Here is a 23651-nt window from a genome sequence, read left to right as displayed (position 1 = left end):
AGTACCTGAGCATTGCCAACGACAAAAAACACTGGAGACACACAATGAAACGTACCGCCATTGCCGCGCTGTGCGCCGGCGCCTTCTGCTTCGCCTCGTCCGTCTGGGCCGCAACCGACCTCGTCATCGCCACCGTCAACAACGGCCACATGATCGAAATGCAAAAGCTCAGCAAGTTCTTCGAGCAAGCCAATCCCGACATCAAGCTCAAGTGGGTGACCCTGGAAGAGGGCGTCTTGCGCCAGCGCATGACGACCGATATCGCCACCAAGGGCGGCCAGTTCGACGTGATGACCATCGGCCTGTATGAAACCCCCATCTGGGGCAAGAAAAACTGGTTGATCCCCATCAAGCCGGATGCCAAGTACGACATCGACGACTTGCTGCCCGCCATCCGCGAAGGACTGTCCGGCGACGGCAAGCTGTACGCGTCACCGTTCTACGGCGAAAGCTCGATGATCATGTACCGCAGCGACCTGGTCAAAAAAGCGGGCATGACCATCGAAGACCGCCCCACGTGGAACCAGTTGCGCGACGTGGCCGCCAAGCTGCACGACCCGGCCAACGGCGTGTACGGCATCTGCCTGCGCGGCAAGCCGGGCTGGGGCGACAACATGGCCCTCATCACCACCATGGCCAATTCCTATGGCGGCCAGCTGTTCGACATGCAGTGGAAGCCGCAATTCACGAGCAAGCCGTGGAAGGACGCGGTCAATATGTACGTCGACCTGATGAAGAAATACGGCCCGCCGGGCGCGGCCGCCAACAGTTTCAATGAAAACCTGGCGCTGTTCAACCAGGGCAAGTGCGGCATCTGGATCGATGCGACGATCGCCGCCTCTTTCATCACGGACCCCAAGCAGAGCAAGGTGGCCGACAAGGTGGCATTCGCCCAGTCGCCCGTGGGCGTGACGGAACGGGGCGCCAACTGGCTGTGGATCTGGTCGCTGGCCATCCCGTCGAGCTCCAAGCACCCGAACGAGGCGCAGCGCTTCATCAACTGGGCCACGTCGCCCGACTACGTGAAACTGGTGGCCAAGGAAACGAGCTGGGCCAACGTGCCGACGGGCACGCGCAAGTCGACATATGCGAGTCCCGAGTTCCAGAAAGTGGCGAAATTCGCGGCCGCCGAAGGCAAGGCCCTGTCCACCACGCGCGCCGTGCAAAGCACCTTGCCGCCGTCGCCTTACGTGGGCGTGCAGTTCGCCTCGATTCCCGAATTCCAGGTGATCGGCGTGGCGGCGGGCCAGCAGATGGCGGCGGCGCTGCTGGGCAAGGTGACGGTGGAGCAGGCGCTGGAATTGTCGCAGCAGACGGCGGAACGCGAGATGCGCAAGGGTGGCTATTACAAGTAAGAGGATAGCCTGACCAAACCTGCTGCGCGTCGCGCTTTGCGGCCGGCGATGCTCACCGGCTCGGCGCCCCCGTACTAAAGTACGGTTGCGCTTCTCGGCCACAAGGGGGCGCCGAGCCTCACTGCCGCTCGCTACGGTTTTGTCAGGCATCTTTGTTGTGCCGTTTGGTTTGTAAAACAGGTGACATGACTGGCCTTGCTATTGCAGAGATCAATCACTCACCTCACGTCTCAAGAGAACCCTATGAAACGCTTTATCCCCCGGACTTTGCTGACGCCGGCCGTCGTTGCCGTCTCCGTCATTTCCGTGATCCCGCTGCTGATCACCCTGTATTACTCGTTCGTGCGCTATTCCATGCTCGATCCGAGCGGCCATCCTTTCCATGGCCTGGCCAATTTCCACTTTTTCTTTACCGATGCCTCGTTCCTGCCGGCCTTGCAGAACACGTTTACCCTGCTGTTTTCCGTCATGCTGGTCACGGTGGTGCTGGGCACGGCGCTGGGCTTGCTGATCAATGAAGCGTTCCCGGGGCGCGCCATCGTGCGCGTGCTGCTGATTTCGCCGTTTCTCGTCATGCCGGCCGTGAATGCCCTGATGTGGAAGAACATGCTGCTCAACCCCATCTACGGCCTGTTTGCGCAGATCAGCATCTTCTTTGGCGCCACGCCCGTCGACTGGCTGTCGGCCCACCCCTTGTTCTCGATCATCATGATGGTTTCGTGGCAATGGCTGCCGTTTGCCTGCCTGATCTTCATGACGGCCCTGCAATCGATGGACCGCGAGCAGCTGGAAGCGGCCCGCATGGATGGCGCCACCTATCTGCAACAGTTGCGCTACCTCTACATTCCCCACCTGGGGCGCGCCGTCTCGGTTGTGCTGATGATCGAGATGATCTTTTTGCTGTCGATCTTTGCGGAAATCTTTACCACCACGGGCGGCGGTCCCGGCTTCGACACGACGACCATCACCTTCATGATCTATCAGCAGGCGCTGCTGTCGTATGACGTGGGAGCGGCCTCGGCCGGCGCCCTGTTCGCCGTGCTCATTGCCAACATCGCCGCCTTCTTCCTGATGCGCGTCATCGGCAAGAACCTGTCGAAATAAGGAGACCTTGATGCATAGCAAACTTCATCTCTATAGCCGCACGGCCGCCGCCTGGCTGTGCGCGCTGCTGCTGTTCTTCCCCATCTTCTGGCTGGGCCTGATGGCCTTCAAGACGGAAGGGCAGGCCATCGCCACGCCGCCGCTGCTGTTCTTCACGCCCACGCTCGACAGCTTCCGCGAAGTGCTGGCGCGCGACAATTACTTCGGCTACGCGTGGAACTCGCTGTTTACCAGCGTCGTCTCGACGGCCATCGGCCTCTTGATCGCCATCCCGGCCGCGTATTCCATGGCCTTCTTTCCCACGGGCGGCACCATCGGCTTGCTGAAATTCATGCTCAGTTCGCGCTACATGCCCGGCGTGGGCGCCCTGATGCCCATCTATATCTGCTACCAGTACTTCGGCCTGCTCGATACGCGCATCGGCCTGACCATCATGTTCATGCTGATGAATCTGCCCATCATGATCTGGCTGCTGTACACGAGCATGAAGGAGTTGCCGCGCGAAATCCTCGAGGCCTCGCGTATGGACGGCGCCACCGTGTGGGACGAGTTCCGCCACGTCGTGCTGCCCCTGTCCGTGGGCGGCATCGCTTCCACCGCCCTCGTGTGCATGGTGTGGTCGTGGAATGAATCGTTCTGGTCGCTGAACCTGGGCGCCTCCAACGCGGGCACCCTGGCCTGGCTGATCGCCTCATATTCGAGTCCGGAAGGCCTGTTCTGGGCCAAATTGTCGGCCGCGTCGCTGATGGCGATTGCGCCCATCATGGCGCTGGGCTGGTTCTGCCAGAAACAATTGGTCCAGGGCATGACCTTCGGCGCTGTTAAGTAAACACTATTGGATGACATCATGGCTTACCTTCAACTGAGCAATATCGAGAAATTCTTTGGCGAGCACCGCGCCATCAAGGGCATCGACCTGGAGATCCGGCAGGGCGAGTTTGTCGTCTTCGTGGGACCGTCGGGTTGCGGAAAGTCAACCCTGCTGCGCCTGATCGCGGGCCTGGAACCCATCGACGGCGGCAAGCTGTCGCTCGACGGGCGCGACATCACCAACCTGCCGTCGTCCAAGCGCGACCTGGCGATGGTGTTCCAGTCGTACGCGCTGTATCCGCACATGACGGTGTTCCAGAACATGTCGTTCGCCCTGAAACTGGCGGGCGTCGATCCCGCCATCATCCGCGAAAAAGTGGACAAGGCGGCCGCCATCCTCGACCTGGGAAAATACCTGGAACGCACGCCGAAGGAACTGTCGGGCGGCCAGCGCCAGCGGGTGGCCATCGGCCGCGCCATCGTGCGCGACCCGAAGGTGTTCCTGTTCGATGAACCGCTGTCGAACCTCGACGCGGCCCTGCGCGTGCAGACGCGCATCGAGATCGCCAAGCTGCACCGCGAGCTGGGCGCCACCACCATCTATGTCACGCACGACCAGGTGGAAGCGATGACCCTGGCCGACAGGGTGGTGGTGCTGCGCGACGGGCAGATCGAGCAGCATGGCTCGCCCCTGGAGCTGTATGACCGTCCCGCCAACCGCTTCGTCGCGCAGTTCATCGGCACGCCCAGCATGAACGTGGTGCCCGCCGACGCGGCGCCGCAGTTGCTGGCGCAGGCTGGCAGCGCGGCGCAGGGGGACGGCTTCGTCGGCATCCGTCCCGAACACGTGCACCTGGGGGCGGCGCAGCCGGGCAGCGTGCCCGTCACCGTCGACCTGGTGGAATCCCTGGGCGTGGAAACCCTCACCTATGTGCGCCTGCCGAACAATGTGCAGGTGGTGTCGCGCGGGGCGGAGCGCAGCAGCCTGCAGCCGGGCCAGCAGACGCACCTGACGTTCGAGCCGGGCTTCGTGCATTATTTCGACCGCGCCGGCAAGACCTACGCGGCGGCGAAAGGAGCGCTGTGATGACGGCTATCGCATTGAACCAGGCGAACCTGGCGCGGCTGCCAGCGAATGTGGCCGTGCCCGCGTATGCGCGCGAGGCGCTCGTGCCCGGCATCGTGCATATCGGCGTGGGCGGTTTTTTTCGCGCCCACCAGGCCGTCTACCTCGATGACTTATCGGCCCTGCCCGGGCAGGCACAATGGAGCTACTGCGGCGTGGGCCTGCTCGCGCATGATGCGGCCATGCGCGACGCCATGCGGGCGCAGGACGGCTTGTACACGGTCGTCGAGCGCAGCGCGGCCGGAGATGCCGCGCGCATCGTCGGCTGCATCGGCGAATACCTGTATGCGCCCGACGACCCGCAGGCCGTGCTGGAAAAGCTGGCCGATGCAGGCACGCGCATCGTCTCGCTGACGATCACGGAAGGCGGCTACTACGTCAACCAGGGCACGGGCGAGTTTGATGCGGATCATCCCGACATTGCCTACGAACTGGCGCACCCGCAGGCGCCGCGCTGCTCGTTCGGCTACCTGGCCGCCGCCCTGGCCCTGCGCCACCAGCGGGGACTGGCGCCGTTTGCCATCATGTCCTGCGATAACCTGCAAAACAATGGCGACGTCACGCGCAAGATGCTGCTGGCCTTTGTCGCCCTGCGCGACCTGGAACTGGCGCGCTGGCTGGCCACGCATGGCAGCTTCCCCAACAGCATGGTCGACCGCATCACGCCCGCCACCACGGACGAACACCGGGCGCTCGTGCGCGACACCTTCGGCATCGTCGACGCCTGGCCCGTCGTGTGCGAGCCGTTCCGCCAGTGGGTCATCGAGGATGAATTCCCGCAGGGCCGCCCGGCCTGGGAAAAGGTGGGCGCGCAGATGACGCATGATGTGCTGCCGTATGAAAAGATGAAGCTGCGCCTGCTCAACGCCAGCCACCAGGCGCTGTGCTACATTGGCATGCAGCTGGGCTACACGTTCGCGCACGAAGCGATGGGCGATGCCGGCATCCGCGCACTCGTGCGGCGCATGATGGATGACGAGGTCACGCCGCTGCTCGATACGGTGGAAGGCATCGATCTGGCGCAGTATAAAGATACGCTGATCGAGCGCTTCTCGAATCCGGCCGTGCGCGACCAGCTGGCGCGCATCGGCACGGAAGGCTCGGCGCGCATCCCGAAATTCGTCCTGCCGTCCGTGCGCGAAGCGCTGGCGCGGGGCGGCGCCATCAAGCTGCTGGCCTTCACGGTGGCGTGCTGGTTCCGCTACCTGGAAGGCCACGACGAGCAGGGGCACGAGATGCCTTTGAGCGATCCGTACGCGGCGCGCCTGCGCGAGCTGGCGCTGCAGGGCGGGGCGGATGCCACGGCGCTGCTGTCGCTGCGCCAGCTGTTCGGCGACTTGAGCGACACGCCAGCCTTCACGCAGGCGGTGGGCGAGTCGCTGGCCAGCCTGTACGGACTGGGGGCGCGCGCCGCGCTCGAACAGGTCGTGGCCTGACGGGGAGGGCGCGCCATGCAACGCAAAGCCGATTCCTCCCTGCCGCAGATGGAGCACGAGCAGCAGCGCGACGCCACGCCCGGCTTCGAGCCGAAAGGCAGTTTCGGCTTCATCCGCTACCTGGAGCACGGCTTTCCCAATTCGCTGGTGCGCTGGCATTACCACGACGAGTACGAGCTGCACCTGATCGTCGAGAGCAGCGGCAAGGTGTTTGTCGGCGACTATATCGGCCAGTTCACGCCTGGCCACCTGGTGCTGACGGGGCCGCGCGTGCCGCATAACTGGGTCTCGCTCGACACGCCGCCAGGGGGCGTGGCCCTGCGCGACATGGTGATCCAGTTTTCGCACCCGCCGCTGGCGTCGATGGCGGCCGTCATCCCGGAACTGAAGGGAATCTTCCCGTTGCTGCAGCGCGCCCTGCATGGCGTGGAATTCTTCGGCGTCAGCGAGCTGTCGCTGCGGCGCTTCCGGCGCATCCGCGACACGAGTGGCCTGCCGCGCTTCATCGAATTTCTCACCCTGCTGGGCGAGCTGGCGCAGACCAGCGACTACCAGCTGCTGTCGACGGTGCCGATGCAGTCGAGCGACGACGACGTGGCGCTGGCGCGCATCAGTTCGGCCATCAACTACATCGTGCACAATTACAGCAGCCAGTTCTCGCTGAAGCAGCTGGCCGAGCAGGTGGACATGCCGGAGCGGACGTTTTCGCGCTTCTTTCGCAGCGCGACGGGCAACAGCTTCACGGATTTCGTCAACCGCCTGCGCATCAACAAGGCATGCCAGCTGCTGATGGAGACGGAGCGCTATGTGAGCAACATCTGCTACGAGGCGGGATTCAACAACGTGGCCAATTTCAACCGGCGCTTCCTGGAATTGAAAGGCATGACGCCGAAGGAATTCCGCCAGCAGGCGCTGGGCCGCTTTGGCGAGTGAAGCTTTTTGAGGTACATTCGAGGGCACGGGCGGGGACAGCCTGGGAGAGACGAGCATGGAACACCTGTGGCACAAGGACGGCGAGCGCAAGGCGCCCGAGCTGGAACGCGAAAGCTACGACGGCATCATCAATTACCTGGAACATGGCTATCCCAGCTCGCGCGTGCGCTGGCACTGCCACGAGGAATACGAGCTGCACCTGATCGTCGCCACCAGCGGGCGCCTCTTCGTGGGCGACTATATCGGCGAATTCTCGCCCGGCCACCTGGTGCTGACGGGGCCGCGCCTGCCGCACAACTGGATTTCCAACGTGCTGCCGGAGGGCGGCGTGGCCCTGCGCGACATGATCGTGCAGTTCGCCCACGCGCCGCTGGCGGGCGCCGCGCGCGTCATTCCCGAACTGCGCGAGCTGCTGCCCCTGCTCGAGCGCTCCAGCTACGGCGTGGAGTTTTTCGAGATGGGACAGGAGGCGGAGCAGCACCTGGCGCGCATTCGCGCCACGCATGGCGCCGAGCGTTTCGCCGAATTCGTGCAATTGATGAGCAAGCTGGCGCGCACGGCCAACTACCGCCTGCTGTCGAGCGCCTCCCTGCGCTCGTACGACGACGATGCCACTCTGGCCAAGGTGAATGCCGTCCTCAACTACATCACGGAGAATTACCGCGAACCGATTTCGGCGGAAATGCTGGCCGAGCAGGTGGGCATGTCGCTGAGTAAATTCTCGCGCTTCTTCCGCAAGGCGACGGGTAACAGTTTTACCGATTTCATCAGCCGGCTGCGCATCAACAAGGCGTGCCAGCTGCTGATGGATACCGACCAGTATGTGTCGAACGTCTGCTACGACGTGGGTTTCCAGAACGTGGCCAACTTCAACCGCCGCTTCCTGCAGGTGAAGGGCGTCACGCCCAAGCAGTTCCGGCGCCAGGCGGACGGCCGCTTCGGCGGCATCGGCGGACCTGTTGCGGATACGCCAATGGCCGCGCCCCTGTCATAACCTTGTCATTATGTTCAGTTAGTCTTCCCGGTTTCACTCCCAACCTGAACCGAGGAATGCATGAACGCTGTAGCGACCCTGAAACCGAGTCCGAAACTGACCCTGCTGGCCATTGCCGCAAGCTTGTGCCTGTCCGCCTGCGGCGGCAGCGATAACAAGGAGCCGGCCAAGCCGGTGGCGACGACGGGCGTCTTCCTCGACGGCGCGGTGGAAGGTCTCGATTACGTGGCCGGCAGCGCGGCCAAGGCCAGCACCAACGCCAAGGGCGAATTCACCTGCATGCCGGGCGATACGGTGACCTTCAGCGTGGGCGGCCTGGCCCTGGGCACCTCGCAGTGCGGCGCCCTGGTCACGCCGCTGGCGCTCGCTGCCACGGCCAATGTGCAGGACGACAAGGTCGTCAACCGCCTGATGGCGCTGCAATTGCTCGACGATGACAGCGATCCTTCGAACGGCATCCGTATCACGGCCGACGTGAAGGCCGCGCTGGCGGGAAAATCCCTCGATTTCAGCGTGGCTCCTGCCGTCTTCAATACGGCGCTGGCGGGGCACCTGGCGGGACTGGGTGCAAAATTCGCCGTCCGCAGCGTCGACGCGGAGCGCCGCGCCCTCGTGCGCGAGCATTTCGAGGACACCCTCGCTTCCAAGGTGGGCGCGCCCGTCAACGAGGCGCTGACGCAGGCCAATCCCGTCGGCGAAGTGAAGGTCACGGTGACGCGCTACCAGATCCAGGCGGCCGATAAATTCTACGTGCCGTACGAAGGCGCGAACGCCAAGATCAAGGGCGAATTCCCGAACGGCTTCCTGCCGTCGTACGGCTCCGGCCTGGCCTACAAGGGCAAGAACGCCGCCGGCGACCTGGAATTCTATGGCTTGACGGACCGTGGCCCGAACGGCGACGGTCCGCTGGTGCCCGATCCATCGGGCAAGGGCACCATCGGCAGCAAGATCTTCCCGTCGCCCAGCTTTACCCCCTCGTTTGGCGTGATCACGGTCGGCAAGGGCGGCGCCATCCTGACGTCGTCAACGCCGATCAAGGTGTCGGCCACGGTGAACAGCTCGGGCTTGCCCGTGCCCGTGGGCGCGGTGGGCAATTCGGCCGAGATTCCCGTCATGGATGCGATGAAGTTCGACGCCGCCGGCAAGGCCGTCTTCAATGCGGGCGGCCTCGACTCGGAAGCCATCGTCGTCGACGCCAAGCGCAATGCGCTGTGGGTGTCCGACGAATACGGCCCCTTCATCGTCAAGCTCGACGCGGCCACGGGCGTGATCCAGGCCAAGTACGAACCGGGCAAGGGCTTGCCGGCGCTGTTCGCCAAGCGCCGCGCGAACCGCGGCATGGAAGGCATGACGCTCGATGCCAGCAACGACAAGCTGTACGCCTTCCTGCAAAGCCCCTTGAGCGACGGCACGGCCATGTATTCGGTGACGAAGAAGGCGGAGCAGGTCGAGCGCTTTGCCCGCTTCACGCGCTGGATCGAATTCGACCCGGTGACGGGCACCAGCGGCAAGATGTATGCGTATCCGCTCAATGCTGCCGACTACCAGGATGGCCGCACGGGCAACGCCAAGCTGGGCGACATGGTGGCGCTGGGCGGCGGCAAGTTCCTCGTCATCGAGCAGGGCGCCGCGCCGTCGGGCAAGGTGTTCAACAAGCTGATGCTGGTGGAATTGAAGGGCGCCACGGACATCGCCGCCGCCGCCTTCAACGCCACCACCTCGGACCTGGAAAAAAGCAGCATGGGCGGCGCCCCCGTCAATGGCGCCGACTGGGCGGCTGTCACGCCGCTGAAGAAAACCCTGCTGCTGGACTTGAACGCCATCGGCTGGGCGGCGGAAAAGGCCGAAGGCCTGACCCTCGTCGACGACTCCACCATCGCGCTGGCCAACGACAACGACTTCGGCATGAAAACCAAGGTCTTCGACGCGAATGGCGTGGAAGTGGCGGACGCCGACGTGACCAAGTGCACCGTCGACGCGAACGGCGCCATCGTCACCAGCAGCGCCCCCGGCTGCACCGCAGGCAATACCATCCGCGTGGCGCGCGGCGACGACCGCGAACGCCCGAGCCGCTTGTGGATCGTGAAGTTCGCCAAGGCGCTCGCTGCATATTGATCGCGTATTGATATTGCGCAGTTGATGGATGAAAAAAAGCCGCACAGTGCAAACTGTGCGGCTTTTTGACTGCGGGCCAGGCTTACTTTTTGGTATAGGTGTTCAACCAATCGAGCACCGTGTGATGCCACAGCAGCGAATTGGCCGGCTTCAGCACCCAGTGGTTTTCGTCCGGGAAGACCAGCAGCTTGCTCGGGATGCCGCGGCGCTGCAGCGCCGTGAAGGTGCCCAGGCCCTGTGCTGTGGGGATACGGAAGTCCAGGTCGCCCTGCACCACCAGCATCGGCGTCTTCCAGTTCTTCACGAAGTTCACGGGATTGAACTGCTCGTACTTGGCCGGCGCGTCGTAGTAGGTGCCGCCGTTTTCCCATTCGGTGAACCACAGTTCTTCCGTGGCGTAGGCCATGCCGCGGTTGTCGAACACGCCGTCGTGGTTGACCAGGCACTTGAAGCCGTCCGGCCAGTTACCGGCGATCCAGTTCATCATGTAGCCGCCGTAGGACGCGCCCAGCGCGCAGCTGCGTTCGCGGTCCAGCCATGGGAACTTCTTGGTGGCCGCTTCCAGGCCCTTTTGCAGGTCGATCAATGGCTTGCCGCCCCAGTCGCCGCTGATGGCATCCGTGAACTTCTGGCCGTAGCCGGTCGAGCCGTGGAAGTCGATGAAGACGGTGGCGTAGCCGGCGCCCGCGTACACCTGCGGATTCCAGCGGTAGCTCCAGCTGTTGCCAAAGCTGCCCTGCGGGCCGCCATGCACGAGGAAGGCGATCGGATACTTTTCGCCGGCCTTGGCATTCCATGGCTTCATGACGTGGCCGTAGACGGTTTCGCCATCCGCGCCCGCAAACGAGAACTGTTCATATTCGCCGAAACGCACGTCGGCCAGCGCTGCCGCATTCTGCTTCGTCAGCTGCTGCATCGGCGCTGTTTCCGATTTGGCATCGAGCTTGCGCGCATACAGCTGCGCGCCCGAGGCCAGGTTGGCCTGCGCCAGCACGATGGTATTGCCGCGCACGTCGAATTCGCCCACGGCGCCCTTGCCCGTCAGGGCCGTGACCTTGCCGCTGGCCGCGTCGATGTGGAACAGGCGGTGCTGGCCCACGTCATCGGCGGCGACGAGGAAGGCCTTGCCGTCCGGCGTCCAGCGGAAGTCGGCCACGGAGCGGTCCCAGTCGTCGGCGACGGTGCGTTTCTTGCCCGTGGCGACGTCCATCAGGACCAGGTGGAAGCGGTCCGCTTCAAAACCGGGTTTGCTCATGGCGACATAGGCCAGGGTGCGGCCATCGGGGGAATAGGCGGCTTTCGCATCCCAGGCCGGATTGTCGGCCGTGAGGTTGCGCGGCGCCTGGCCGCCGGCGGCAGGAATCGTGTACACGTCGAAGTTGGTCGACCACGATTCCGCGCGGCCGGCCACGCGCACGGAGAAGGCCACGGTCTTGCCGTCCGGGCTGAAGTTGTACTCGCCGTTGTCGCCGAAGGGCTTGGATGGCGCGTCGCCGTCGAGGGTGCCGCTCAGGCTGACGGGTGCGGCGCTGACCTTGCCGCTGGCGTCGATGGGCGCCGAGTACAGCGCGTTGCGGCGGCCGTCGGCCCAGGTATCCCAGTGGCGCACGAACATCTGGTCGTAGACCATGCCGCTGGCCTTGTTCTTGGCTTTTTCATCGAGGCGCTTCTTCGTGCAGGCGAGGTCGGCGCAATCGAGGTAGACGCCCATGCTGAAGGCGAGGCGGTCGCCCTGCGGCGACAGGCGGTAGGTGTCCACGTCCAGCGGCAGGTCGGTGACCTTGGCCGCTTCGCCGCCGTTCAGGGGCAGTTGCCACACTTGCGAGGAGCCGGAGCGGCTTGAGAGAAAGTAGATGGCATCGCCGTTCGGCGACCATTGCGGGTCGCCGGCGCTGGCATCGCCGCGCGTGAGCTGGCGCGGTGCCGCATTCGGCGCGCGCAGGTCGATCATCCACAGCTGCGTGTTGCCGCGGTTCTTGTCCAGGTTGGTGGTGCGCACCGTGTAGACGACGCGCGTGGCGTCCGGCGACAGCACGGGGTGGCCCACCCGTTCCATGGCCACCATGTCTTCCACGGTGAAACCGCGCGGCGCAGCCAGGGCCGGCACGGCGGCGGTGGTGGCCAGGGCGGCACTGAATGCTCCCAAGAGCAGCAGACGTAAACTCATTCAAACTCCCGATTTTATGACGACGTTATCGATATGGTATTGACGTGGCCGGCTGTACCGCCGGCAGGCCGACATCATAGCAATAAAGACGCGCCTGCTGCGGGAGTTGACCGCCGGTTAGCCGGCCTTGTGCGCCAGTTGGTCGGGCACGGCACCTTCCCGCAGCCGGTACCGGCGGGGTGTCGATACAGAAACAGCTGTTTTTATGCAAAGTGCTAGACTGCCGGCCTTTGACCACTACCTTTGACACCCATGCGCCTGACTACTCTTGCCCTGACCGCCGCCGCCCTGTTCGCCACCTTGCCAGCCCATGCGGCCAGCATGCCCACGCTGGAGCAGATCCACGCCGCCGTGCAGGCGGGCGTGGCCAAGACCCAGGCGAGAACGCAGTCATCCGTGCCGATCGCCGTCAAGGTCACCAGCCTGCAGGGCTGCCAGGATTCGCTGGAAGTGCCCGGTGAAGTCGTGTGCCTGGTGGGCATGAGCGCCGGCATGCGCGACGGCTTTACTGTCCTGCCCCTGCGCAGCGAGAACGGCACCTGGACCGGCGTCGAGCGCAAGCACGCCAAATTTGCGGGACCGTCGCCGGCCGAGGCGCAGGCGATGATACGCGCGTGGGCCAAGGAAGAAGTGGCGCGCGACCCGGAAGCAGCCAAGGACGTGCAGATGCAGGAAGCGCAGACGACCATGCAGGTCAAGGCCATCAATGAGTGCGAAGTCAAGCGCCAGACGGGCTACCTCGTGTGCGATACGGAACTGAGCGTGCCGAGCCGCCCTGACGGCATCAAGACGGAACTCACGTTCAAGCTGGAAAGCGCGGGCTGGCGTTACGTGCCGCGCTAGGCTTCCGCCGGCGCCGCCTCGTCGCCGGCGGCGCGCCAGCAGCCGCGCCCGGCGCTCTTGGCGGCATATAGCTGCGCGTCCGCCTGGGCGAGCAGCGCCTGCCCGCTATTCGTTTGCCGCGGCTGCATGGCGGCCACGCCGATGCTGATGGAAACGATGCCGCTGTCAGCCCCGGCGTGCGGCATGGCGCAGCTGCGCACGGCCGCATCCAGCGCCTGCGCCACCCGCTGCGCACCGGCCAGGCCGGTGCCGGGCAGCAGGCAGACGAACTCTTCTCCTCCGTAGCGCGCCAGCACGTCTTCCGGGCGCCTGAGCTGCTCCGCCATGGCACCGGCGACCCGGCGCAGGCAGGCGTCGCCGGCCTGGTGGCCATAGTGGTCGTTATAGCGCTTGAACCAGTCGATATCGATCATCAACGCGGCGCATGGCCGCGCATCGCGCATGCAGGAGGACCAGGCCCGCTGCAGGCGGTCCTCGAAATGGCGGCGGTTGGTCAGGCCCGTCAGGCCATCCGTGAAGGCCAGCGTGCGCAGCTGGTCTGCCTGCCGCTTGAGCAGCAGGTGGGCGTCGACCCGGTTGCGCAAGGTGCGCGCGTTGACGGGCTTGTTGACGAAGTCCACGCAGCCCGCATCCCAGCATGCCGATTCATCGGCCACGCCATGGCTGCCCGTGACGAAGATGACGGGAATGGCGCAGGTCTCCGGCGCCGCGCGCAGCTGGCGGCAGACGCTCAGGCCATCCATGCCGGGCATGTCGACATCGAGCAGCACCAGGTCCGGCATGGCGCTTGCGCACAGCGCCAGCGCCTGGAGCCCGTCCGTGGCCATGAATACCTCGTGCTGCTCGCCGAACAGGGCATGCATCAGGCGGATGTTGGCAGGCTGGTCGTCGACGACAAGCAGGCGCGCACGGGGCGGGCAGGTGGCGGTATCAGCCAGCGGCGGGTTCATGATGGCTCCGGTCCGCCAGCAACTCCTGGCATAGTGCTTGCGCGGGCGCAAATTGCAGCGTATCGATCAGGCCGGCGAGGGTGGCGCAGGCTTGCCCATGGCGGCTGGCCAGCTGCGGGCGCAAGCGCTCGAACGCGCCCAGCGCCTCCATGTTCGCCGCCGCCAGCAGCCGGGCCAGCTGCTGCAGCGCCGCCGTCAGCTGCGTGGCGGGCGGCGTGCCGGCCTGGCTGGTGGCCGGCAACTGCAGGGCCTGGCGCACGGCGGCCTGGCGCACGGGCTGCAGCGCTGCCAGGGTCGTGTCGAGCAGGTCGGACGCGCTGCCGGCGGGAGCGGCCAGCAGCTCCTGTTCCGCCTGCGCCGCCAGCGCCGCCAGGCACTCGGCCCCCGCCGTGGCGGCCACGCCCTTGAGCGCATGCAGCAGGGCAGGCAGTTCCTGCGGCGCACTGGCCGCCGCCTGCCGCATTGCCGCCTCCAGGCGTTCCAGTTCCATGGGCAGGGTCAGCAGGAAATGGCGCAGCGCGCCCGTATTGCCGCCCATGCGCCGCAGCGCGGCTGCATGGTGCAGCACCTGCGGCGGCGCGACGTCATGCTCCGCTGCGTCGTGTGGCAGGGCGACGGCCGCCGGCTGGCCTGCCGCGCCGGGCATCGTTGCCCGGCGTATCGTCTCGACCAGTTGATCCAGCACAAATGGTTTTCCCACGTGGTCGTTCATGCCGCTGGCCAGGGCGGCGGCGCGGTCGCCCGGCAGCGCATTGGCCGTGATGGCGATGATGGGCAGCGCCTCCCGCCCGGGCAGGCGGCGGATGGCTTGCGTCGCCGCGTAGCCATCCATGTCGGGCATCTGCACGTCCATCAGCACCGCGTCGTAGCGCGCATGCGGCACGGCGAGGGCGGCGACGCCTGCGCGGCCGCCATCGGCCAGGTCGATGCTGGCCCCTTCGCCTGCCAGCAGTTCCATGGCCACCTGCCGGTTCAGGGGATTGTCTTCCACCAGCAGGATGCGCAAGCCCGGCAGGCGCGGTGCCGCGGCGGGGACGTCGGCGTACTGGCAGGCTGCGCCGCAGCTGGCCAGCGCCGCGTCGATGCTGCTGCCCGTCAGCGGCCGCACCAGCGCGGCCCGGTACATGGCGGCTTCCTTCGGCATGCTGGCCAACAACTCCTGTTCCGGCATGCTGAGCATGGCGATCATCGGCACGGGCGCCTGACCCTGGCGCGCCAGGTCCGCTTGTAGGACGGCGCCGTGGGGCGTCGACGCTGCCCAGTCGGCCAGTACCAGGTCCGGCGCGACGCCCGCATGTAGCACGGTGCGTGCCTGCGCCATGCCGGCCACGGCCGTCACCTGCCAGCCGCGCGCCGCCAGCATGGCCGACAGCACCTGGCGCGCCGTTGCATTGTCATCGATGAGCAGGCAGTGGCCCGCTGCCGGCGGACGCGCAGGCGCTGCCGCCCCGGACGCACTGTCGCAGGCGATGCTGAAGCGGAAGGTGCTGCCCTGGCCGACCGTGCTGTCGAATGTCAGTTCGCCGCCCATCAGGCCGACCAGGCGCCGGCTGATGGCCAGGCCCAGGCCGGAACCGCCGTAGCGGCGCGCCGTCGACGCTTCGGCCTGGGAAAAACCGTCGAAGATGCGCGCGCCATCCTCGGCGGCGATGCCGATGCCGCTGTCGCGCACGAAAAACTCCAGCGCCAGGCTGGCGTTGCCACGCCGGTGGCAGCGGCAGCCGAGCACGACCTCGCCCTGGCGGGTGAATTTGATGGCATTGCCGGCCAGGTTGATCAGCACCTGCTGCAGGCGCAGGGCGTCGCCGCACAACAGGGGCGGCAGCGCCGCATCGATGTCGAACAGCACGTCGACGGGCTTGTCGCCCACGCTGGCGGCCAGCACGACGGCGACATCGTCGAGCACTTGGGCCAGGCTGAAGGGCTGCGGGTCCAGGCTCAGCTTGCCGGCCTCGACGCGCGAGAAATCCAGGATGTCGTCGATGACGCGCAGCAAGGTGCGGGCGGCGCCGCCGGCCTTGTCCGCATAGTCGGCCTGGCGCTGGTTGACGCCGCTGTGCCGCAGCAGCTGCAGCATGCCCAGCACGGCATTCATGGGCGTGCGGATTTCATGGCTCATGTTGGCCAGGAAGTCGGACTTGGCGCGGCTCGCTTCTTCCGCTTCGGCCGTGCGCGCCTGCAAGGTCGCGTTGAGCTGCTGCATGACCAGCTGTGTCTGTTTTAACTGGGTGACGTCCGCCACCAGCGTGACGAAACCGCGCACCTTGCCGTCATCGAGGTCGGGAATGTAATGCAGCAGCGCATGGTGGAGCGTGCCGTCGGGCATGACGATGTCGCGCTCGAAGCTGCGTCCCTCGCCCTGCAGCGCGGCGGCGATATCCGCGGCGTTGGCGGCGAACAGCTCGTCGCCCAGCAGTTCGCGCATGGCGACGCCGGCCATCTCGCCAGCGCTGCGGCCAAACCATTGCCGGTAGGCCTGGTTGGCAAAGCGGCAGCGCAAGCCGCTGTCCCAGTAGGCCATCATGCCGGGAATGCTGGCGGCCAGGGTGTCGAGGAAACGGTGGCTTTCCCGCAGCTGCGCTTCGGCGGCGCGCCTTTCGCTCAGGTCGGCCGCCATGCCGAGAAAGCCGATGACCTGGCCCGCCTGGTCGCGCAGGGCCGTGACCGACAGCAGCACGGGCACGCGCCGCCCATCGCGGTGGAGCAAGGTCCATTCCTGCTCGCTGGCCATGCCGCGCAGCGATTTGATGGTCAGCACCTCCATGCCGGGCGCCACGGCGCATCCCAGCGCAGCGGACAGGGCTTCGGCGCGCAGCGCCAGCTCGGCCGGGTCATGGAAGAGCAGGGGCGTGTGCTGCCCGATGAGTTCGTTGGCCGCATAGCCGAGCAGGCTTTCCGCCGCTGGATTGAACAGCGTCACCAGGCCGGCCGTGTCGCAGGCGATGATGGCGTAGCCGGCATTGTCGAGGATGACTTTTTGCAGCGCGGCAATATGCTGGATTTCCTGCGTGCGCTGGGCAACCTGCTGCTCGAGCGAACTGTTCAATTCGTGGATGGCCGCCTCCGCGCGTTTTTGCGCGCTGATGTCGCGCACTGTCTTGGCCGCGCCGATGACCGCGCCTTCGGCATTGCGGATGGGCGAGACCGTGACGGAGACATCGAGCGTGCTGCCGTCGCGGCGGCGGCGCCGCGTCTCGAAGCCCGATACCACCTCGCCGCGGGCCACGCGCGCCAGGATCTGCCTTTCTTCGTCCTGCTGCGTGGCGGGCACGATCAGCCGCAGCAGCGGCCGGCCGATCGCCTGCGCCGCGCTGTAGCCGAAGACCCGTTCCGCGCCGCCATTCCAGGCGGTCACGACGCCATCGAGCGTCTTGGCGATGATGGCATCGTAGGAACTCTGCACGATGGCGGCCAGCTCGCCCGCATGGTTGTCAAGCGCAGGGCGGGCGGCGGCAGGCTGCTTGCGTGGGCTGGAAAGGGTGGGCATATCGCCTCCATCGTCGATGGCGCACGGAGGTGCGCGGATATGGCCATGATGCGCCATGAAATTTGTTGTTGTCAATAAAAATTCAGTTTAATTGGTATATTCATTTAAAAATGACGTAAAATCGATAATAAATGGTTGTCTTCGTGATTTTTAGTGAGAATTAGCCGATTTGTTGTGATTTTGCAATATTAAGTGATTTATTTGTTTTAATTGTTTATTTCCGCGTATGATATTTTTAATGCGCCCGTTTATTGCCGTCATCTGCATGTCTGGAGAGCCTTGTGCTGAAAAAAATAGCGACTACCGAACTGGCCTTGGGAATGTATGTCGAGCGGCTGGGCCGTTCCTGGCTCGATACGCCGTTCTGGAAACGATCCTTCCTGCTGCAGTCCTCCACCGACCTGGAGCGAATCCGCGCGGCCGGCCTGCGCGAAGTGTGGATCGACACGGCGCGCGGGCTGGCGCCGCCGGAAGCGGCGCCGCAGCCCGTGGCGCTGCCTGCCGCCCCGGTCGATGCGGCAGGCAGCGCGGCGCCAGACGCGGCCATGACCGCCGCGCCGGCCGGCACGGCCCTGTCGCGCGACGAGGAGATGCTCCAGGCGCGGCGCCTGCTGGAACACTCGCGCCAGGCCGTGCAGACGATGTTCGACGAGGCACGCATGGGCAAGGCCCTGGCCGTGGGCGAGGCCTATGCGCTGGTCGACGATATCGCCGCCTCGGTGCTGCGCGGTGGCGCCATGCTGCTGGGCCTGGCGCGCCTGAAGACGGCCGATAACTATACGTATATGCATTCGGTGGCCGTGTGCGCGCTGATGACGGCGCTGGCCAGGGAGCTGGGCCTGGCGCCGGAGCAGATCCGCTCGGCCGGCCTGGCGGGCTTGCTGCACGATATCGGCAAGATGGCCGTGCCGGCCGCCATCCTCAACAAGCCTGGCAGCCTCAGCGACGAGGAGTTTTCTTCCGTGCGGACCCATGCGGCGGCCGGCCACCGCATGCTGCTGGAGGTGGACGAGATCGATCCGGTGGTACTCGACGTGTGCCTGCACCACCATGAAAAACTCGACGGCAGCGGCTATCCGGCGCGCTTGCAAGGCGCGCAAATCAGCCTGTATGCGCGCATGGGCGCCATTTGCGACGTGTACGACGCGATCACCTCGAACCGGCCGTACAAGCAGGGCTGGTGTCCGGCCGACTCGCTGCGCCGCATGGCCGCCTGGCGCGGCGGGCACCTGGACGCGCAGCTGTTCGCCGCCTTCGTCAAATGCCTGGGCATCTATCCGCTGGGCACCCTCGTTCGCCTGCAATCGGAACGCCTGGCCGTGGTGGTGGGGCAGGCGGCGGGCAAGCCGCTGACCCAGCCCACCGTGCGCGTGTTTTTTTCCATCCGTGCCGGCACCTGTATCGCCCCCAGCGTGCTGGACCTGGCCGCGCCGGGTTGCCAGGAACGGATTGTGTCCACCGAAAGCGCGGAACGCTGGCGCTTGCAGGACGTGGAGCGCTACTGGGCCGGGGAACCCGCCCTGGCATAGCAGTCGGCAAGAGTGGGATAAAAGTACATTTTGATAATGGCAAAATATTAAAATAGTGGTGCCAGTGCCGTACCTGTTTTCCTGGCTGGCGACCGTCCGCTGTCCGCACACCCGTCACCGTACGGGCTACCTCCGAGGATGTGACCATGCGACTCAATCTTCCCGTCAGCAATACCGAGATCACACTGAGCGATAGCGAGACCATCGTCTCGACTACCGACTTGCAAGGCAATATCACCTATGCAAACCCGTATTTCATCGCCGTCAGCGGCTACAGCGCGGAAGAGCTGATCGGCGCGCCGCAGAACATCCTGCGCCACCCGGACATGCCGGTGGAAGCGTTCGCCGATTTCTGGGCCACCATCCGCTCGGGGCGTTCGTGGAGCGGCATGGTGAAGAACCGCTGCAAGAACGGCGATTACTACTGGGTGCTGGCGAACGTCACCCCCGTGGTCGAGGATGGCGTGGCCGTCGGCTATATGTCGGTGCGCACCAAGCCCACGCGCCAGCAGGTCGCGCAGGCGGCGGCCTTGTATGCGCGCATCCAGGCGGGCCAGGCGGACGGCATCGCCATCAGCCAGGGTGCCGCCGTGCGCACGGGCTGGAGGGCGAAATTGCTCGGCTTGCGCGACTTGCCGCTGGCGACGCGCATCGGCTGTAACCTCGGCTTGCTGACCGCCGTCCTGCTGCTGCAGCTGGCGTGGAATGTGGGCGTGCTGCCGGCCGCCGTGCACGGCTGGCTGACGGGCCTGTCCGCCGTGGCCGTGTGTGCATCCCTGTATTTCTGGCATAGCCTGTACCGCGCCGTGCTGCAGCCGCTGCAGCAGGCGCGCCAGGCGTGCGACGTGATGGCGGGCGGCGACCTGACGGGCGAACTCGACACCACGCGGCGCGACGAGATGGGGCAGCTGCTGCGCTCCTTGCGCCAGCTGCGCGTGAACCTGCATTCCATCGTCGGCGACGTGCGCGGCAATTTCCTGCGCATCAGCATGGCCAGCCAGGAAATTGCCGCCGGCAATATGGACCTGTCGGGGCGCACGGAAGCGCAGGCGTCGGCCCTGCAGCAGACGGCGTCGAGCATGGAACAGCTGGCCGCCACGGTGCAGCAGAACAGCGGCAATGCCGTGCAGGCCAGCGACATGGCGGGCAAGGTGCATGGCCTGGCCGGGCGCGGTGGCGAGATCGTCGGCCAGGTGGTGAAGATGATGGGCGACATTAACGCTTCATCGCAGAAGATCGGCGACATTACGGGCATCATCGAAGGCATCGCCTTCCAGACGAATATCCTGGCCCTGAACGCGGCTGTCGAGGCGGCGCGCGCGGGCGACCAGGGAAGGGGCTTTGCCGTCGTGGCGGGCGAAGTGCGCAGCCTGGCCCAGCGCAGCGCTTCGGCGGCCACGGAAATCAAGCAATTGATCACGGCCTCGCTGGCGCAGGTGCGGGAAGGCGCGAAGCTGGCGCAGCAGGCGGGCGCCAGCAGTGCCGAAATGCTGGGTGCCGTGCAGGGCGTGCACGGCATCATGGAAGAAATCGCTTCCGCCTCGCGCGAGCAAAGCCACGGCATCGGCCAGGTCAACATGGCCGTCACGCAGATGGATGAGGTGACGCAGCAGAATGCGGCCCTGGTGGAGGAATCGGCGGCCGCCTCCGCCTCGTTGCAAGACCAGGCCTTGCAGCTGGAGCAGGCCATGTCCCTCTTCAAGCTGGAACGGCGGCGCGGCGGCCAGGCGGCCCCGGCCGGCACCGTGCGCGCGCCGGAGCGCCGCCGCGCTACAGCAGGCGCTCTGACAACGCCGTGAAGGGTACTTTCGGCACGAGAAAGGCGAACGGTGCGGAGACGGGCGGCAAGTGCGCCAGCAAGCCGCAGCTTGCGCGCGAGGCGGTCAGCGCCTGCACTTGATCCAGATCAACGGGCAAGTCGATTTCACCGAAGACCAGCTTGCCGTTGCGCGGCACGGACGCGATGGCCGCGTCCTGGCAGGCGAGGAAGGCGACGGCATCGCGCCAGTTGCCGAACAGCGGCTGCCAGTGCTCATCGAGCGTCCGGCTTGCGGCAAACTCTGCCTGGATATCCAGCGCGGGCGCGCTGCCGGCGCCGGGCGTGATCGTGCAGCGTGCCTGCGTGGCGGACACGTCCAGGGTCATGGCATCGGCCAGGTGCGTGGGCAGAATGTCGCTGAACAGGCGCGTGCCCAGCGCATGGGGCAGGCTATCCATGATGTTCTTCAGGAAATATACGCAGGGCACGTCCGGCGCGCCCGGCGGCGTGTGGTCCAGGTACAGGCGCCAGTTGCTTTGCAGGGGCGAGGGCAGCAGGCGGCGCAGCGGCCCCGGCAGGACCGGGCCGAAATGCCCGTGGCGGTAGGTCAGCACGGTGAATGGCGTCTTGCCGTCGCGCTGCCACAAGCGCACGCCCGGCGGCAGCAATCGCCGCGCGGCAGCGGCATCGACGAGCCAGCTCACGTAGACGACGTCGCGCACGTCGCTGTGCAGGGGCAGGAAGGGCAGGCGCGACAGGATGGCCTGGCGTACGGCGGCAAACCGCGTGCAGTTGGCGAGCGCGGCAATCAGGCGCCCCGGCCAGCCCGCGCGCGGGTGGCGGTAGGTGTTGTCGTGCAATGGAGAAACTTTCGGGGAAAAACGGAGGGGGTAACATTCACGCAACAGCGCCCGCCCACAGCATCGCCGGCCGCGCAGGGCGCCGCGCAGCCGCTGCGGGCGGGCGTCGCTATTACTGCATGAACCAGCCGTGGCTGACGACGATGGACTGGCCGCTCAGGGCGTTCGACGGGAAGGCTGCCAGGAAGATGGCCGTTTGCGCCACGTCCTGCGTAGTGGTGAATTCGCCGTCGATGGTGTCTTTCAGCATCACTTTCTTGATCACGTCTTCTTCGCTGATCTTCAGCTGGGCTGCCTGCTCGGGGATTTGCTTGTCGACCAGCGGCGTGCGCACGAAGCCGGGGCAGATGACGTTGGCACGGATGCGGTCTTTCGCGCCTTCCTTGGCCACCACCTTGGCCAGGCCCAGCAAGCCATGCTTGGCGGCGACATAGGCGCTCTTGAACGGCGAGCCTTCGTGCGAGTGCACGGAACCCATGTAGATGATGGCGCCGCCGCGGCCCGCCTTGATCATTTCGCGCATGCAGGCGCGCGTGGTGAGGAAGGCGCCGTCCAGGTGTATGGCCAGCATCTTTTTCCACTGTTCGAACGGATAATCGACGACGGGGCTGATGATCTGGATGCCGGCGTTGCTGATCAGCACGTCGATGCCGCCGAAGTGCGCGGCCGCATCGGCCACGCCCTTGTCGACCTGCTCTTCGCTGGTGACGTCCATGGCGACGGCAAACGCCTGGCCGCCCGACTGCCTGATTTCCTCGGCCGTCTTGTTGGCCGCGTCCAGGGCCAGGTCGGCGATGACGACCTTGGCGCCTTGTTTCGCGTATTCAATAGCTATTTCCTTGCCGATACCACTGGCGGCGCCGGTAATCAGTGCGACTTTGTCTTGGAGTTGCATATTAATCCTTTGCGTTGCGGGTTGGAGTGATCGTGCGATGCGTGACTATGCCAGTATAGCGAGAAAACGCCTGCGGCATGTCGCGCGCACGCCTGTCAGCCCGCTTGCCCTGCCTGCATTTCCTGCAGGCGCCAGGCGCCGGGATTGGTGCCGGCCCAGGTGCGGAAGGCGTGGTTGAAGGCGCTCTGTTCCTGGTAGCCCAGCAGGAAGGCGATATCGACCAGCGACAGCCCCGGCTGGCGCAGATAATCGCGCGCCAGGCCGTAGCGGGCCTGGTCCAGCAGGGCCTGGAAACTGGTGCCCGCATCGGCCAGCTTGCGCTGCAGGGTGCGCGGCGTGACGGCCAGCGCGGCGGCGATGCTGGCCAGCCTGGCCGAACCGTGGCGCAAGCCCGCCACGATGGCCGCGTGCACCTGGGCGTCGATGCCTGCCGCCGCGCCCGCGGCCGTCTGCCGCTGCGCCAGCAATTGTTCCGCGTGCTGGCACAGCACGGCATACAGGCTGACGTCGGCGTTCGGCACGGGCCAGTCCAGCAACTGCGCGTCGAAGGTGGCCGTGTTGGCGGGGGCGTCGAAGGCGGGCAGGCTGCCCAGCACGCGCACGTATTCGTCGCGGTGCGCCGCGTGGCGCAGCAGTGTTTCGCCGCCGCCGTCGTGCGTGAACGCCAGCCGGGCCGGCGGCAGGGGCATGCCGGCCAGCCAGTCGCCGCACACCTTGACGCCGGCAAAGACGCTGTCGACCAGGTGCCGGCTCGCTGCCGGATAGTGGCTGCTCCAGCGGTAGTGGGCCACGGCGCCGTCGCGCTGCAGGGTGGAGCGGCCCAGGTCGTGCGCCAGCCGTTCATAGCGCGCCGTCTGTTCCAGCGCCTGGCCCACGTTGCTGCAACTGAGCAAGATCAAGCCATAGGTGCTGTACGCGCCCATGCGTACGCGCTGGCCCACGTGCAGGCCGAAATGGGCGTCGCCCGCCAGCTGCGCCCCCGCGTCGAGCAGGCGCACATAGTCGCGCGCGGCCACCGTGGCCGACGGCCCGTCCAGGTCGTGCGGCGCCATGCCGGCCGCGTTGGCCAGGGCGGCGGCACCGATGCCGTGCGCCTCGGCCGCCTCCAGCAACGGCTGCAGGTAGGCGATGGCGACCCGGCCTTCCGTGTGGCGGCTGTCAGTGCTGTCATGATGGAACAATGCGTTTGTCATGAAAAACCAATACCCGTGGCGCGTGGCGGCATATGCTGTTGATCAGGCAAGAGATCAGGAAAACACAGTATAGCAAGCCGCCGTGGCGCGCAACT

At 65.8% G+C, this 23651-nt stretch carries 17 protein-coding genes; 11 read left to right on the top strand and 6 right to left on the bottom strand.

What is annotated here, in order from left to right; translation table 11 throughout:
* The first annotated feature begins 44 nt into the window (after positions 1 to 44).
* The 8 genes from AC07VL_RS25735 (at position 45) to AC07VL_RS25700 (ending at position 9873) form a co-directional block, all read left to right on the top strand.
* Positions 45 to 1355, top strand: a complete 1311-nt coding sequence (locus AC07VL_RS25735) for an ABC transporter substrate-binding protein (protein WP_494808358.1) — start codon at positions 45 to 47, stop codon at positions 1353 to 1355.
* Positions 1356 to 1598: 243 nt separating this feature from the next.
* A complete protein-coding gene (locus tag AC07VL_RS25730) occupies positions 1599 to 2459 on the top strand; it encodes a carbohydrate ABC transporter permease (RefSeq protein ID WP_494808357.1) in 861 nt (286 codons plus the stop codon).
* A gap of 10 nt (positions 2460 to 2469) precedes the next feature.
* Entirely contained in the window at positions 2470 to 3288 is an 819-nt protein-coding gene (locus AC07VL_RS25725) for a carbohydrate ABC transporter permease (protein ID WP_494808356.1), read from the top strand.
* An 18-nt stretch (positions 3289 to 3306) separates the two neighbouring features.
* A complete protein-coding gene (locus AC07VL_RS25720; RefSeq protein ID WP_494808355.1) occupies positions 3307 to 4356 on the top strand; it encodes an ABC transporter ATP-binding protein in 1050 nt (349 codons plus the stop codon).
* A complete protein-coding gene (locus tag AC07VL_RS25715; RefSeq protein ID WP_494808354.1) occupies positions 4356 to 5831 on the top strand; it encodes a mannitol dehydrogenase family protein in 1476 nt (491 codons plus the stop codon). Before AC07VL_RS25720 ends, AC07VL_RS25715 begins: the two co-directional genes overlap by 1 nt.
* A 15-nt stretch (positions 5832 to 5846) precedes the next feature.
* The gene (locus tag AC07VL_RS25710; protein WP_494808353.1) at positions 5847 to 6764 is read left to right on the top strand and encodes a helix-turn-helix domain-containing protein; all 918 of its coding nucleotides are present in this window, start codon (positions 5847 to 5849) and stop codon (positions 6762 to 6764) included.
* A 55-nt stretch (positions 6765 to 6819) separates the two neighbouring features.
* Positions 6820 to 7758, top strand: a complete 939-nt coding sequence (locus AC07VL_RS25705; protein WP_494808352.1) for a helix-turn-helix domain-containing protein — start codon at positions 6820 to 6822, stop codon at positions 7756 to 7758.
* Positions 7759 to 7818: 60 nt separating this feature from the next.
* Positions 7819 to 9873 (top strand): esterase-like activity of phytase family protein, encoded by a 2055-nt coding sequence (locus AC07VL_RS25700; protein ID WP_494808351.1) that lies wholly within the window; start codon positions 7819 to 7821, stop codon positions 9871 to 9873.
* Between the two features lie 82 nt (positions 9874 to 9955).
* Here the strand turns inward: AC07VL_RS25700 and AC07VL_RS25695 are convergent, their stop codons facing one another.
* On the bottom strand, positions 9956 to 12040 hold the full coding sequence (locus AC07VL_RS25695; protein ID WP_494808350.1) for a S9 family peptidase: 2085 nt from the start codon (positions 12038 to 12040) through the stop codon (positions 9956 to 9958).
* Positions 12041 to 12292: 252 nt separating this feature from the next.
* Between AC07VL_RS25695 and AC07VL_RS25690 the strand changes: the two genes are divergently transcribed.
* Positions 12293 to 12883, top strand: coding sequence for a hypothetical protein (locus AC07VL_RS25690; protein WP_494808349.1), 591 nt, complete (start codon positions 12293 to 12295; stop codon positions 12881 to 12883).
* Here the strand turns inward: AC07VL_RS25690 and AC07VL_RS25685 are convergent.
* Together AC07VL_RS25685 and AC07VL_RS25680 are read right to left on the bottom strand one after the other, a co-directional pair.
* On the bottom strand, positions 12880 to 13833 hold the full coding sequence (locus AC07VL_RS25685) for a diguanylate cyclase (protein WP_494808348.1): 954 nt from the start codon (positions 13831 to 13833) through the stop codon (positions 12880 to 12882). The two genes, AC07VL_RS25690 and AC07VL_RS25685, sit on opposite strands and share 4 nt — an antisense overlap.
* Positions 13814 to 17320: a PAS domain-containing hybrid sensor histidine kinase/response regulator gene (locus tag AC07VL_RS25680; RefSeq protein ID WP_494808347.1), complete on the bottom strand. Its 3507-nt coding sequence runs from the start codon at positions 17318 to 17320 to the stop codon at positions 13814 to 13816. The genes AC07VL_RS25685 and AC07VL_RS25680 overlap by 20 nt, the downstream gene beginning before the upstream one ends.
* 281 nt (positions 17321 to 17601) lie before the next feature.
* Between AC07VL_RS25680 and AC07VL_RS25675 the strand changes: the two genes are divergently transcribed.
* Together AC07VL_RS25675 and AC07VL_RS25670 are read left to right on the top strand one after the other, a co-directional pair.
* A complete protein-coding gene (locus tag AC07VL_RS25675) occupies positions 17602 to 18849 on the top strand; it encodes a cyclic di-GMP phosphodiesterase (protein WP_494808346.1) in 1248 nt (415 codons plus the stop codon).
* 146 nt (positions 18850 to 18995) lie between these two features.
* Positions 18996 to 20648, top strand: coding sequence for a methyl-accepting chemotaxis protein (locus AC07VL_RS25670; protein WP_494808345.1), 1653 nt, complete (start codon positions 18996 to 18998; stop codon positions 20646 to 20648).
* On the opposite strand, the gene AC07VL_RS25665 is transcribed toward AC07VL_RS25670, so the two are convergent.
* From AC07VL_RS25665 to AC07VL_RS25655, 3 genes are all read right to left on the bottom strand, one after another.
* The gene (locus AC07VL_RS25665) at positions 20620 to 21468 is read right to left on the bottom strand and encodes a DUF2071 domain-containing protein (protein ID WP_494808344.1); all 849 of its coding nucleotides are present in this window, start codon (positions 21466 to 21468) and stop codon (positions 20620 to 20622) included. The genes AC07VL_RS25670 and AC07VL_RS25665 overlap by 29 nt on opposite strands.
* Positions 21469 to 21580: 112 nt before the next feature.
* Positions 21581 to 22363: a 3-hydroxybutyrate dehydrogenase gene (locus AC07VL_RS25660; RefSeq protein ID WP_290603477.1), complete on the bottom strand. Its 783-nt coding sequence runs from the start codon at positions 22361 to 22363 to the stop codon at positions 21581 to 21583.
* 95 nt (positions 22364 to 22458) lie between these two features.
* A complete protein-coding gene (locus tag AC07VL_RS25655; RefSeq protein WP_494808343.1) occupies positions 22459 to 23556 on the bottom strand; it encodes an AraC family transcriptional regulator in 1098 nt (365 codons plus the stop codon).
* Between the last annotated feature and the right edge of the window lie 95 nt (positions 23557 to 23651).

Source organism: Janthinobacterium sp. GW821-FHT03C08 (assembly GCF_059420905.1).
This window is presented reverse-complemented; position numbering and strand designations above follow the sequence as displayed.